Origin of the sequence: Morganella sp. HMSC11D09 (genome assembly GCF_001807955.1) — a bacterium.
Classification (GTDB): domain Bacteria; phylum Pseudomonadota; class Gammaproteobacteria; order Enterobacterales; family Enterobacteriaceae; genus Morganella; species Morganella morganii.
On sequence record NZ_KV791684.1, the window covers coordinates 1 to 13,255 of the forward strand.

Annotated in this window: 11 protein-coding genes and 1 tRNA gene; 7 read left to right on the plus strand and 5 right to left on the minus strand. The window is 48.6% G+C overall.

The features are described from left to right. Positions 1-39: 39 nt before the first annotated feature. Both HMPREF3119_RS19765 and HMPREF3119_RS07840 read left to right on the plus strand, forming a co-directional pair. Positions 40-372 (plus strand): helix-turn-helix domain-containing protein, encoded by a 333-nt coding sequence (locus HMPREF3119_RS19765; RefSeq protein ID WP_246829262.1) that lies wholly within the window; start codon positions 40-42, stop codon positions 370-372. Next, a complete protein-coding gene (locus HMPREF3119_RS07840; RefSeq protein WP_246829263.1) occupies positions 255-1,412 on the plus strand; it encodes a site-specific integrase in 1,158 nt (385 codons plus the stop codon). The genes HMPREF3119_RS19765 and HMPREF3119_RS07840 overlap by 118 nt, the downstream gene beginning before the upstream one ends. Before the next feature lie 15 nt (positions 1,413-1,427). Here the strand turns inward: HMPREF3119_RS07840 and HMPREF3119_RS07845 are convergent. Continuing rightward, a tRNA-Thr gene (locus HMPREF3119_RS07845) sits at positions 1,428-1,503 on the minus strand. 1,295 nt (positions 1,504-2,798) lie between these two features. Here HMPREF3119_RS07845 and HMPREF3119_RS07850 point away from each other — a divergent pair. The 3 genes from HMPREF3119_RS07850 to HMPREF3119_RS07865 all read left to right on the plus strand — a co-directional run bounded on the left by HMPREF3119_RS07850 (position 2,799) and on the right by HMPREF3119_RS07865 (position 7,043). Further along, positions 2,799-4,169: a tyrosine phenol-lyase gene (locus HMPREF3119_RS07850; RefSeq protein ID WP_004241032.1), complete on the plus strand. Its 1,371-nt coding sequence runs from the start codon at positions 2,799-2,801 to the stop codon at positions 4,167-4,169. Positions 4,170-4,303: 134 nt separating this feature from the next. Beyond that, entirely contained in the window at positions 4,304-5,572 is a 1,269-nt protein-coding gene (locus HMPREF3119_RS07855; protein WP_004241031.1) for an aromatic amino acid transporter, read from the plus strand. Positions 5,573-6,035: 463 nt separating this feature from the next. After that, complete coding sequence (locus HMPREF3119_RS07865; RefSeq protein ID WP_062772793.1) at positions 6,036-7,043, plus strand: hypothetical protein; 1,008 nt, start codon at positions 6,036-6,038, stop codon at positions 7,041-7,043. A gap of 202 nt (positions 7,044-7,245) precedes the next feature. Here the strand turns inward: HMPREF3119_RS07865 and HMPREF3119_RS07870 are convergent, their stop codons facing one another. Continuing rightward, complete coding sequence (locus HMPREF3119_RS07870) at positions 7,246-8,514, minus strand: NupC/NupG family nucleoside CNT transporter (RefSeq protein ID WP_015422902.1); 1,269 nt, start codon at positions 8,512-8,514, stop codon at positions 7,246-7,248. Positions 8,515-8,644: 130 nt separating this feature from the next. On the opposite strand from HMPREF3119_RS07870, the gene deoD reads away from it, so the two are divergent. Beyond that, complete coding sequence (deoD, locus tag HMPREF3119_RS07875) at positions 8,645-9,352, plus strand: purine-nucleoside phosphorylase (RefSeq protein WP_004241027.1); 708 nt, start codon at positions 8,645-8,647, stop codon at positions 9,350-9,352. A gap of 71 nt (positions 9,353-9,423) precedes the next feature. On the opposite strand, the gene HMPREF3119_RS07880 is transcribed toward deoD, so the two are convergent. Next, positions 9,424-9,933 (minus strand): hypothetical protein, encoded by a 510-nt coding sequence (locus HMPREF3119_RS07880; RefSeq protein ID WP_004904330.1) that lies wholly within the window; start codon positions 9,931-9,933, stop codon positions 9,424-9,426. Between the two features lie 337 nt (positions 9,934-10,270). Between HMPREF3119_RS07880 and HMPREF3119_RS07885 the strand changes: the two genes are divergently transcribed. Continuing rightward, positions 10,271-10,756, plus strand: a complete 486-nt coding sequence (locus HMPREF3119_RS07885) for a DUF4822 domain-containing protein (RefSeq protein ID WP_032098811.1) — start codon at positions 10,271-10,273, stop codon at positions 10,754-10,756. 52 nt (positions 10,757-10,808) lie between these two features. On the opposite strand, the gene HMPREF3119_RS07890 is transcribed toward HMPREF3119_RS07885, so the two are convergent. Together HMPREF3119_RS07890 and HMPREF3119_RS07895 are read right to left on the minus strand one after the other, a co-directional pair. Beyond that, a complete protein-coding gene (locus tag HMPREF3119_RS07890; protein ID WP_015422903.1) occupies positions 10,809-11,969 on the minus strand; it encodes an MFS transporter in 1,161 nt (386 codons plus the stop codon). A 283-nt stretch (positions 11,970-12,252) separates the two neighbouring features. Continuing rightward, the gene (locus HMPREF3119_RS07895; protein ID WP_070579240.1) at positions 12,253-13,113 is read right to left on the minus strand and encodes an alpha/beta hydrolase; all 861 of its coding nucleotides are present in this window, start codon (positions 13,111-13,113) and stop codon (positions 12,253-12,255) included. Positions 13,114-13,255 lie beyond the last annotated feature (142 nt).

The following is a 13,255-nucleotide window of genomic DNA, read 5'->3' on the forward strand; positions in this document are numbered from 1 at the left end:
GTACGTTACAGAAGGAGATGAAGGATGGATAAAGTCACGATGACACGCGACGAGGCTGCTAAATTTATCGGCGTAAGCCCTGATACGCTTACGTCATGGTGCCGCGCCGGACGCATTTCGTATCAGCGGAAAGACCCGTTCAAAAAGAAGTCACCCTATCTGTTTCCAGAGTCAGCCTGCCTTGCGGCACTGAGCAATCCGATCAACACTATCGCCGAGAGCGAGATTGATGTGAAAGGAGATCACAAATGTCAATCTTCAAACGTGGTAACTCTTGGTATTGCGACTTCGCGACACCTGGCGGCAAGAGAATTAAAAAGTCGCTTGGTACGTCCGACCGGAAGCAAGCCCAGGAGCTGCACGACAAATTAAAGGCCGAACAATGGCGAATTGAGCAGGTAGGGGACTTCCCGGACTATACCTATGAGGAGGCCTGCCTGCGATGGCTTGAGGAAAAAGCAGATAAAAAATCGATAGAGGATGATAAGAACTTTATCGCTTTCTGGCTTGAGTACTTCGAGGGTGTCCGGCTGAAGGATATAACCGAGAATGCCATTTACAAGATCATCAGCAAGATGACAAACAAGCATGCTGAAAACTGCTGGAGAAGGAAAGCCGATACAGCAAAAAGGAATGGAAAGGAGGTTCCACTGTTTACAGCGAAGCCTGTCACTACGGCCACAAAGGCGAGATACCTTTCTTTCATTAAGGCGCTACTCAGAGCGGCGGAAAGAGAATGGAAGTGGATAGAAAAGTCACCTGTGATAAAAATCCCATCTATTCGTGACCGGAGAGTCCGGTGGCTTGAGCCTGTCGAGGCGAAAAGACTGATTGATGAATGTCCTGAGCCATTAAAGTCAGTCGTCAGGTTCGCTCTGTCAACCGGCCTGCGTCGTTCGAACATACTTAACCTTGAGTGGCAGCAGATAGACATGCAGCGGAAAGTGGCATGGATTTACCCTGAAGACAGTAAATCAGGTAAAGCGATCGGTGTAGCCCTGAACGATACCGCATGCAGGGTTTTGCGCAGCCAGATTGGTCGCCATCACAAATGGGTATTTGTCCACACTGAACCGTCATACAGGAATGACGGAACACCGGTTGCGGCAGTAAGAAAGATGAGGACGGATTCTAATACCGCATGGAGAGCAGCATTAAAAAGAGCCGGTATCGACGATTTCCGTTTCCACGACCTGAGACACACCTGGGCAAGCTGGCTGATCCAGTCTGGCGTTCCGCTTTCAGTGTTACAGGAAATGGGTGGGTGGGAGTCGATAGAAATGGTGCGCAGATATGCCCATCTGGCACCAAATCATCTTACCGAACATGCGAAGCAAATAGATGCCATTTTTGACAGTTACGTCCCAAATACGTCCCAAGGTGAAAAGCTGGCATCGGGAGATAATCGCTAACTCTTTGATAAGTAATGGTGCCGGATACCGGATTCGAACTGGTGACCTTTTCATTACGAATGAACTGCTCTGCCAACTGAGCTAATCCGGCACGGCATTATTACACTCCTGCCCGGCAGGGTTTTCAAGCTGAAAACCGGAAATCTCTGCCGCTTTGCCTGATTTTTCTTCTTTATTCATACCTTCCTTGCGTGATCTGAAGCACAAATTCGTTATTTTCCGTTTTCAGCGGGCGGTTGCTGATTCTTCATGAAATCGTGTCTGTCTCTGTAAATCACTCCGGATACCATCAAAGATGAATAACCTGACAACAAGAACTTGACTCTAATTATTAACTGATATTAATATGAATTATGGATTTAAATGCTAAATAAATATAAAATAATAGCGTTAAATTTCAATAACAAGACCCGGGGAAATATGTATATCACACACATCCTGTTACTATTCACCCGCTGATAATGTAAACATTTAAGTACAGCGTTTTGCTTTACTAACATGACTGTAAATGCGAAACCGTGAATATGATCACTAAACAACCACATACCGGAATGCATAACAATTCACTGCTTTAATTAAATATCTTTGTTATTCCCTGCTGTCGCTTACTTTTCATTCATGTAACGTAGCATTATCAATGTGATCTTTATCATCAAATTTATCCTGACTGTGTCACATTTTTATTTTTATCCCAGGTTTCAGTTGAAGGATTCAATAAATCATAACATTTTTCCGTACGATCAATAAAAACAAAGATGATTATAACAATTGTTACTTATAAGATATTTTAACTTAAATTACCGTACCAGTGCATCTGATGCATAGTTTTTGTTAAAAAAGAACAAGACTTCTCATCCGTTTTTTTATTCTTCCTGTAAAGATAGATTTAAATTTGTACGTTTAACCCTTATTTACTTTTTCTTAACCTATATAAAATCCCACAGAATAAAATGGCTTTTCATTGCAGCATAACTGCCCGACAGCATTGAATTATTCATATTACTCCCGGATTTTAACGATGAGGTAAATGTATATTTAACATAAATACACAACAAGACATTAACAAATACAATTCATTGAATATAATGAATTATTTCAGTTTAAGTGATACAGATCACCCGGTTTACACCTGTGATTAATACGGATTTTGTTTATTTCAGCACCCCCCATTCCCTTTTCATTTTTTTTCACGCATGATGATTTCACGCCAAACGAGAAGGATGGCAGAGAAAGAAATAACAGAAATAAAAAAACTGAATTTGAATTAAGACAAGAACACTACCGGATTTACAAATGCTATATCATTCACAAGGCATGATACTTATAAACAGATAAATGCCTGTGTAAATTATCGAGTTATTATTATAAATAATTGGAGATTTTACCATGATGTATCCAGCAGAACCGTATCGTATTAAAAGTGTTGAAACCGTATCCATGATCCCTCGCGAAGAGCGTATCAAAAGAATGAAAGAGGCCGGGTACAACACTTTCTTGTTGAATTCCAAAGACGTTTATGTCGATTTACTGACCGATAGCGGCACCAACGCCATGTCCGATAAACAATGGGCCGGCATGATGATGGGTGACGAAGCATACGCGGGCAGCGAAAACTTCTTCCATCTGGAAAGAACTGTTCAGGAATTATTCGGCTTTAAACACATCGTTCCTACTCACCAGGGTCGCGGCGCAGAGAACTTACTCTCTTCATTAGCTATCAAACCGGGCCAGTATGTTGCAGGTAACATGTACTTCACCACCACCCGTTATCACCAGGAAAAAAATGGTGCGACATTCATCGATATCGTCCGCGATGAAGCTCACGATGCGGGCCTGGATGTGAAATTCAAAGGCAACATCGACATTAAAAAACTGGAAAAACTGATTGCTGAGAAAGGCGCGGAAAATATCGCTTATATCTGTCTGGCGGTAACCGTAAACCTGGCAGGTGGTCAGCCGGTCTCTATGGCAAACATGCGTGAAGTCCGCCAGTTATGTGACAAGCACGGCATCAAAGTGTTCTACGATGCGACCCGCTGTGTGGAAAACGCCTACTTCATCAAAGAGCAGGAAGAAGGCTTCGAAGATGTCTCCATTAAAGACATCGTTCACGAAATGTTCAGCTACGCTGACGGTTGTACCATGAGTGGTAAAAAAGACTGTCTGGTGAACATCGGTGGTTTCCTGTGTATGAACGACGACGACATGTTCTCTGCTGCACGTGAACTGGTTGTGGTTTATGAAGGGATGCCTTCTTACGGTGGTCTGGCCGGTCGTGATATGGAAGCGATGGCTATCGGTTTACGCGAAGCGATGCAGTTCGAATATATCGAGCACCGCGTCAAGCAGGTTCGTTACCTGGGCGAAAAACTGAAAGCAGCCGGTGTACCGATTGTTGAGCCGGTCGGCGGCCACGCAGTATTCCTCGATGCACGCCGTTTCTGCCCGCATCTGACCCAGGATGAGTTCCCGGCACAGAGCCTGGCAGCCAGCATCTACATGGAAACCGGTGTACGTTCTATGGAGCGCGGTATTATCTCCGCAGGCCGTAACAAAGAAACCGGCGACCATCACCGTCCGAAGCTGGAAACCGTTCGTCTGACTATTCCTCGTCGTGTATACACCTATGCACACATGGATCTGGTTGCTGACGGTATTATCAAACTGTTCAAACACAAAGAAGACATTAAAGGGCTGAAGTTCGTATACGAGCCGAAGCAGTTACGCTTCTTCACTGCACGCTTTGATTACGTGTAATTATCTGATGACAGAGGCCTCATTATTTTAATGGGGCCTTTTTGTCTCTGCATCCCTATAACAATAAAGAACAAATAAAATCGATAAATATGAATGCTGTTGGTGATATTTATCATTAATAGGAAACTTTTATTATGAGTATTCATAGTGCCGATACAAATAAATCACCCGGACTGACCAGCGGAACCATGCTTGTTATAGCAACAGTCGTTGGCGGCGGTATGTTTTCTTTGCCGATTGCGATGGCCGGTGTCTGGTTTTCCGGTGCCACCGTTATTTTGATTTTAGTTGCAATTATGATGTTACTGACCGGTCTGATGTTAGTTGAAGTTAACCTGCATTTTGAACCGGGCGCCAGCTTTAATACCTTCACCACCGAGTTACTGGGCAAAAAATGGAATATTGTCGTGGGTATTGCCTTCGGGTTTGTACTCTATATTCTGACGTATGCCTATATCTCCGGGTCATCCGCTGTTCTGACTCAGACGATATTGAAATATACCGGTGTCGCCCTGCCGATAAAAGCCGCGGTCGTGATTGTCGCCTGTCTGGTGGCTGCGATTGTCTGGTACAGCTCATTATGGGTCGGACGTATTACCACCATTTTAATTTTCGGTAAGTTTATCGCGTTCTTTGCCACCTTCTCCGGACTGGTTGCACACGTGGAAATTGCCAATCTGCTGGATTCCGCATCAGTGGCAATACCCGGAACGAAATATCTGCCTTATGTTCTGATGACACTGCCGTTCTGTATTATTTCGTTTGGTTTCCACGGTAACGTGCCGAGCCTGGTGAAGTTGTACGGCAAAACCAAATTCCGCTTTATTACCCGTTCAATTATTATCGGGACAATATTTGCGGTACTGCTGTATATCTTCTGGCTGGGTGTCACGATGGGCAATATCAGCCGCGCCAACTTCTCCCCGATTATTGCCAAAGGCGGGAACATTGATGTGTTCGTTGAGGCTATCGGCGGGGTGATGTCAGGGAAAACCATGGATCTTATCCTGACATTCTTCGGTAACTTTGCGGTGGCCAGTTCCCTGCTGGCAGCAACACTCGGCCTGTTTGACTATATTGCCGACCTGCTGAACTTTAAAAATGACAGCGCCGGTCGTTTCAAAACAGCAGTAGTGACGTATCTGCCACCGGCGGTGGTGTGTTTCTTCTTCCCGAACGGATTCGTTTATGCCATCGGTTATGCCGGTCTGGCCTTTACTATCTGGAGTGTGATTTTACCGCCGTTCCTGGTAAAAGCCTCCCGCAAACGCTACAGCGACAGCGATACCATTTACCGTTCGCCGTGTAACAGCGCGGTACTGAATCTGGTGATTGTCTGCGGTGCGATTGTGTATCTGACGGTCATTCTGGATGTGTTCGGCTGGCTGCCGGCATTTAAATAAGCGGTTACAGACGGCCGGAGGCAAATCATGCTCCGGCCGCTTGTGCAGCGGTTCTCTCTGATCTGCCGGGAGGCAAATCATGTATTTCACCCTGTTACACTGGCAACATCCGCTGTTTACCCGCCGGGAAGCTCTGCGGTTGCTTATTCAGGTGCAGCGCACTGTTCATATGACGCGCAGGGAGAGACGGGAACGCCGGATCAGAAAAAACGCATCGGGATAAGAGCGGAAAACTGATCGATTTTTTTTATAAACTTACGGTAAAGCGCTTTCATAATCTCTCCAAAACCGTGATGACTATCACGTACCGCGTATCTTACTCATCCCGCTCCGTCCTGCAAGGGTTGACGCGCATTTTTTCATCTCTGTCCGGTGTAAAAAAATCACGACACTTTATCACTCAGATTGCAACTCTGTGATATGGTGATGCAATCGTTTGTTCGCTGCATTTACAGGATAAAACATGCAAAAATCGTTATTTATCGGTACGTTGTTATCTGCATTCTTTTTCAGTGGTTTACACCCTGCTCTGGCGCTGACCTCACAGCAGGCCGCCGAAAAGCTCTCTCTGACCGAACTGGCGGAGACCTACAGCCCGGCACAGATTTCCGCACTGACACAGCAGCCGGAAGCAAATCGGTTCGATGCGCTGATGATCACCATCGGTGCCCTGACGGCGGATGACCTGAAAAATCCGGCAGCAGAGAGTGATAAGCTTCAGGCCTTTGTTGATGCACAACAGCAGGAGCACACCCGCTATCTCGGCAATGTGTCGGATAAAAATATTGTGCCGCGCCTGCATACCGCCTGGAAAACCGCAGTGTTCCCGAATGACACGAAGACGCTGAAAACCCTGAATAACTTTATTGATAAAGGCTATACCAGCGGCTATAACCTGGTGGATACCCGCGAAGAATCCGGCTTTGATAAAACACGGATGATCCGCTACGGCCATAATGATATCGATCACGCCGCCCAGCTGATTTATCTGCTGCGCCGCGAAGGGTTTGATCCGAAAGTGCAGCTGACGCCGAAATCATCTGCGTTTCTTTATCTGGACGAATGGGGTGAGGCGGATTATCCGGTTACCACGCTGAAAAGCGGCAAAAAAGTGGCGATCGCCAGTGAATATAATCTCGACCTGGAATTTCCGTCAGCTGAAGAGCGTAACCGCTTTCAGAGCCTGATTGACCAGTACGCCAAGAAAAATACTGCTGACCAGAAAGGGCTGATCCGCGCCGCCTGGTGGCAGCCGTTTTACCGCAGTTATGTCCCTGTGGACGGTTATGATGTGGTAGCCGAAACCCGTGTGACCAGCGGTCATTATCAGGCTGATTTGATGGCACTGCCGGAAAACGCGGAAAAACAGGCGGAAAATATCCGCAAAGCGAAAAGCGGGATGCAGGTAACGAGTGAAAAAGTATGGGTGAATCCCTCTTTTTACCGTTATCTGCAGGGGGATTATAAGTAATCCTCTGCCGGACAGGACGGTGCGGTGTTAAGCCCGGCGCCGCCCTTCCGGTTCTGATGATAACGGGCAAAACGAAAAGCCGCTGTAAATACCTCCCTGTACGCTCAGGCTCGCCATCCATGGCTCGCATGCTTTTCGTTCGCCTGCCCGTTATCATGAACCTGACATTCAGGTTGCTTCGGAAGAGCAGATCACAGATTGTTTATCCGCCGATAAACAGCCCCGCAATTGTGGCCGCCATCAGGTTGGATAATACCCCTGCGACCAGTGCTTTCATCCCGAGGGTGGCAATTTCTTTGCGCCGGTTCGGGATCAGACTGCCGATACCGCCGATAGCAATTGCCACGGTACCGAAGTTGGCAAACCCGCACAGAGCGAACGAGAGGATGATTTGTGTCCGCTCAGTCATCGGCAGACCGGTGGCAGCCACGACTTCATTGCCCTTCAGATATTCCGCCAGGTTGGCATAGGCAAAAAATTCGTTGATAACAATTTTCTGCCCGATAATGGCACCGGATGTCAGCGCTTCATTCCACGGAATACCCATCAGCCACGCCAGCGGTGACAGCAGATAGCCCAGGATCAGCTCCATGCTCAGATCCGGCAGACCGAACCAGCCGCCGACACCGCCGAGCAATCCGTTTAACAGCGCCACCAGGCTGACAAACGCCAGCAGCATTGCGCCGACCGCCAGCGCCATATTCAGGCCGTTAATCGCCCCTTCCGCCGCCGCGTCAATAATATTCGCCGGGCGGTTTTCCTGCACCGGTTTGGCGCCGGATTCATCGGCCGTCTGCTGTGTTTCCGGGATCATCAGTTTAGCAAACAGTAACCCGCCTGGTGCCGCCATAAAGGAAGCGGCCAGCAGGTATTCCATTTTCACCCCCAGCGAAGCATAGCTCACCAGCATAGTACCGGCGATAGATGCCAGCCCGCCGCACAGTACAGCAAACAGTTCAGAGCGGGTCATGCTGCCGAGATACGGTTTAACCAGCAAAGGCGCTTCTGTCACACCAAGAAAAATATTGGCCGCTGAGTTCATCGATTCCGCACGGCTGGTTTTCAGCAGACGCTGTAACGCCCCGCCGACCCAGCGCACGAGGATCTGCATAATCCCCAGATAATAAAGTACCGCTGACAAGGCGGAGAAAAAGACAATAATCGGCAATACCCTCAACGCGATAACAAACCCGCCGCTGCCGAAAATCTCAAACATTTTGTCAGAGACCAGACCGCCGAAAATAAAGGATGTTCCGGCATTATTGAAGTTGATCACCGTGGTGACCGCCTCTGCCATCACAAATAAAACGTGCTGCCCGGCCGGGGAATAGAGAATTAATCCGCCCAGCGCCAGTTCAATGGTAAAAGCCAGTACCACCGTGCGCAGATTAATCGCGCGGCGGTTTTCAGACAGTAAATAACCTATTCCCAGCAGTACCACGATCCCGAGAATGCCGATTGCTGTATTCATATGTGTAATCCGGTAAAAACCCTGAGTGAAAAATCCGCCGTCAGCGGCGGCATAAAAACCAAACCGTGTTAACATGCTGACCAACAAATACCGACCCTTCACACGGTTTGATTGAGAGGAGAGTGCTTTTATGGCAGTTGCAATTCAGGCAAGCGCAAACGATTTCGCGGAAACCATCATTATGCCCGGAGATCCCCTGCGCGCCAAGTTTATTGCTGAACATTATTTATCGCAGGCGCGGGAAGTAAACAGCGTCCGCAATATGCTGGGTTATACCGGAGAATACAAAGGCAAACGGATTTCGGTGATGGCTCACGGCATGGGTATCCCCTCAATTTCAATGTATGCGTATGAGTTGATTCAGGATTTTGGTGTGAAAAACCTCATCCGTATCGGCACCTGCGGCGCAGTGCGGGATGATGTGTCACTGATGGATGTGGTGATCGCCATGGGCGCAAGTACCGATTCCAAAGTGAACCGTGACCGTTTTTACGGTAACGACCTGGCGGCACTGGCGGACTGGCACCTGCTGGCATCTGCGGTGAAAACCGCTGAGCGTCTGCAGTTACCGGTCAAGACCGGTAACGTGTTTACTGCGGATCTGTTTTACACCACCCGCCCGGAACTGTTTGCCGTGATGGAGCAATACGGCATTCTCGGGGTGGATATGGAAGTCGCCGGGCTGTACACCGTCGCGGCGGAGCTGGGCGCACGGGCACTGGCGATCCTCACCACTTCTGATCATATTAAAAACGGCGGTAAACTGACCATCGATCAGCGCCAGAACGCGATGCACAATATGATTGAGCTGGCTCTGGAAACTGCACTGACACTCTGACCGCTCAGACTTTTATCCGTAAAGCAAAAACGCCCTCATCAGAGGGCATTTTTGTTTGTTCATGACAGCGATTACTGTGCGGTGTTGTTAACCGGCAGAATTTCCATAATGCCTGCGCGGACATAATACTGCTGGCCGGATGCGGCAGCTGGTGCATCACCCGCCATTTTCGTCAGTGCTTCTTTCGGCGTTGCGGTGGATAATGAAGACTGATACAGCGTGTTGCCGTTCATATCACGGACGCTGGCGCGGACAAAATACTGTTTGCCGTCTTTACTGACTGCCGGGGCATCAGCGCTCATTTTTTTCAGGGCTTCACCCGGGGTGGCAGTGGTCAGTGCTGACTGAAAGACCGGTGCACGGTTGTAACCACCATTATGGTATCCGCGGTTATTATGATAGCCGCGCCCGTCATGGTTGCCGCGCATCATATGACGACCGCCGTTACCGTCGCAGTTGCCGTAGCCATTCATATACTGACCATTCTGCTGCGGCTGATTAACCGGAGCCGGTGCTGCGAACGCGGTCATACCCGCACCTAATAAACTCAGACCGATAACACCTGCAATGATTTTTTTCATATTAACATTCCTTCTTAATTAATTTTCTGAAGCACTGTTTTGCTGTTGATGTCATCATTGCCGATACCGGTGTGTAAGACAATCCGTTTTACCCTTTCTGACTATGAAACCATAATCCCTGCACAATTCATCATAATTTCTGCACAGTTCTTCATTTTTTCTCCACATTTCAACCTTTTTGCACGAAGAAAGATGTGTCAGAAATGACGATAAAATTTAATCAGCTTTATACTTCCTTACATAAAAAATGAGCCAATAAGATTAATCCCCTTATTATTGATATAGGGAATTGTTATCACTAAAAAAGACAGCAAACAGAACAACCTGAGGAACTGACATGAAAAAAACAACAATGATTGCCGGTATCATCGCAGCGGCGTATTCCTTTTCAGCACTGGCGGCCACAGCGGATGTTCAGGTAAAACCCCTGACAGCCACGGCACAGAAAGCCGCAAATACCGCTGATTATCTGATTGGCAAAACCTGGGTAACGACAGAGGCACTGGATCAGGACGGTAAAGCCATTCCGGCCACCGATGAAAGTGTGGCGGGCTTCTTTGGTCTGGCCAACTATGAAAAAGACGGTTCCGTTAAGATGTACACCCCGGAAGGAAAGCTGAAATTACAGGGCGACTGGTCCTTCAGCGCGGACGGTAAAACCCGGACGCTGACCGGTAAGAATGATAAAGGGGAAGTGCTGTTTACCCGGGTGGTCGAAAATATCAAAGTGACGCCGGATGAATATATTTACCGCGTCTATCCGAAACCGGATGATAAAAGTCATTATGCGGATATTGTCCATAAACCAAAAACCGCAGAATAAATACCGATGTACAAAAATGCCCTCAATGAGGGCATTTTTCATTCCGGCAGTATCAGCTTGCCAGAATCCGGGATTTGCGGCGCACCGCAGAAAGCAGCATATAAATCGCGGTGGAGAGCAGCACAATGAAGAAGAAACTCATAATGCCGTCCGGCTGTTTCATAAACTGTCCGGCCACCAGCGGGCCCGCCGCCGACCCCACACTGTAGCAGAACAGCATCACCTGTGTTGCCGCCACAATCACATTCGCGGTAAGTGTGTCACACGCCAGTGTGATTGCCACCGGATACAGGGCAAAGGAAGACATCCCCAGCAGTGTCAGCGCCACCACCATCACCAGATAGTGACCGGAGAGATAAATCATTCCCATCGCAAATACCCCGGCGAGTGAGACCATCGCCAGCAATAATACTTTGCTCATGCGGGAAGATAATTTGCTGATCACCGGCTGGATAATCATCCCGCCGAGGATAATGGCCGCCATCAGGCCGCCGACCTGTTCGGTATTGTAATGTTTTTCCTGCAATGCCAGCGGCATCAGCCCGTAAATGGTGCCCATCACAATGCCGGAAGTCATACAGCCGACCATCGCCGGTTTGCTCAGACGCAGGATCTGTTTCAGGGATAGGCTTTTATGCCCGCCGTGACACACCGGTTGTGCTTTGGAGAACAGCGGCGGCAGCACAGCGGCAAACAGCAGCACCATCACCACCGCAAACGGCACGACACCTGCGGTTCCGAACACGCCGATCGCCAGCTGACCCAGTGTGGTGCCGCCGTACAGTGCAGTCATGTAGAAGCTCAGACGTTTGGCACGGACAGCCGGGTTATCGCCAATCAGTAACCAGGATTCAATCACCACAAAAATACCGGCAACCGCCACCCCGGCCAGCATACGGGATGCCAGCCATGCGCTGAGATCGGTATAAAACGGCAGAACCGCCACGGTTGCCGCCAGCGCCAGCACAAAGAGAATAAAGGAACGGCGGTGACCGATACGGGCAATTACCGGCTCAATCAGCATCGAACCGAGTAATAAACCAATATAGTAAGCACTGGCTAACCAGCCTGCGTAATCGGTACCGATGGCAAAATGACCCAGCGATAACGGGATCAGGCTCATCAGATAACCGGATGCAATCGCAAATAACGTCAGACCGGCGACAGGGATTAACACACTGTCAGGACGCGGCGTGCGGATGCTGTGACTCACTGCTTTTCTCCACCTAAAACAAAAAAATCAAAAAAACATGACGCTGCTTTTTTTCTCAGGCTGTTTCATCGCCAAAATGGTTGATGACGGGTCATTGATAGAAGCAGTGGATTGTGAATTTATGTCTGAAACGGAGCGGAATATAGCCCCTTGTGAGGGAAAAATGAAATCAAAAAAACTAATGGCTGCGAGTAGTTTTTGTTATGGAAGGAAATAACAGAGGAATATGGGGTTTCCCCTGTTATTTTCGGTATTTTCACATGCAGATTAACAAAAAAATAACTTATTTTTCCTTATCCGCCGGTAATAAGGAAATCACCGTCTCCAGTGCATCGGGGATAACACTGCCGTGGGACTTTCCGGGGAAGCTCAGGAACTGACACTGTTTGCCCCGCAGTTGTAACTGCTCACACACTTCTCGCGCGGTAATGTCACTGTAACGGACGGACAGATTATGTTTCTGCTCTTCACTCATTTTGCTCAGATCCGGTTTTTCTTCCAGTCCGCCCTGGGTGATGGTCAGCCGGATATCCGCCGGGAGGCGATCAAATCGTTCCGCTGTCATATAAGTGCCATTGTCCCACCAGAGGGACGGGCTGGCACTGATGTAATCGGTAAATAAACCGGGTTCATCCGTGGCCGTTCTCAGCACAAACAATCCGCCGAGGCTGTGGCCAAAGAAGTAGCGGTGGTCGTTAACAGAATAGTGACTGCTCACCCACGGAATAACCTGTTCGCGGATAAACTGCCGGAAAGGAAGTTCACCGCCGCCTGCAGCAAACTGTTCACCGGTTGCGGGCGGTGTGTAATCAAAGGTGCGGGTTTTCGGGTAAGCCTGATCTGAGGGATAACCGATCCCCACCACCAGCGGCAGCGGCCGGGTTTTACCGGCGCTGAGCCGGTTAATCATCATCGGAAACTGTCCGTTACCATCGAGCATATAGAGCACAGTGTACGCCGTCTGCGGCTGTTTCGGCTGCGCGATAAAGAGGCGGTAGTGACGATCACCCTGCTGCATCTCATGATGCGTTACTGTGAACTGTTGCTCTGCCGCTTCAGTGAGCGGCGTAATCTCTTGTGAAGGCCGCGCCATCAGGGGAGATACAGCCATCATGCAACAAATCACCATTATTTTTTTCCACATCCTGACTCCGGGAAAGACTTACTTAAAAAACCAATTCTGCCACGGGACGGAGGATGACGCAGATTCGGTTCGCGCCATCCCCGGAAAAAATAAAACCATTTTCTTTCAAACCCGGGCAGCGGGATAACCGGCAAAGCGGAAA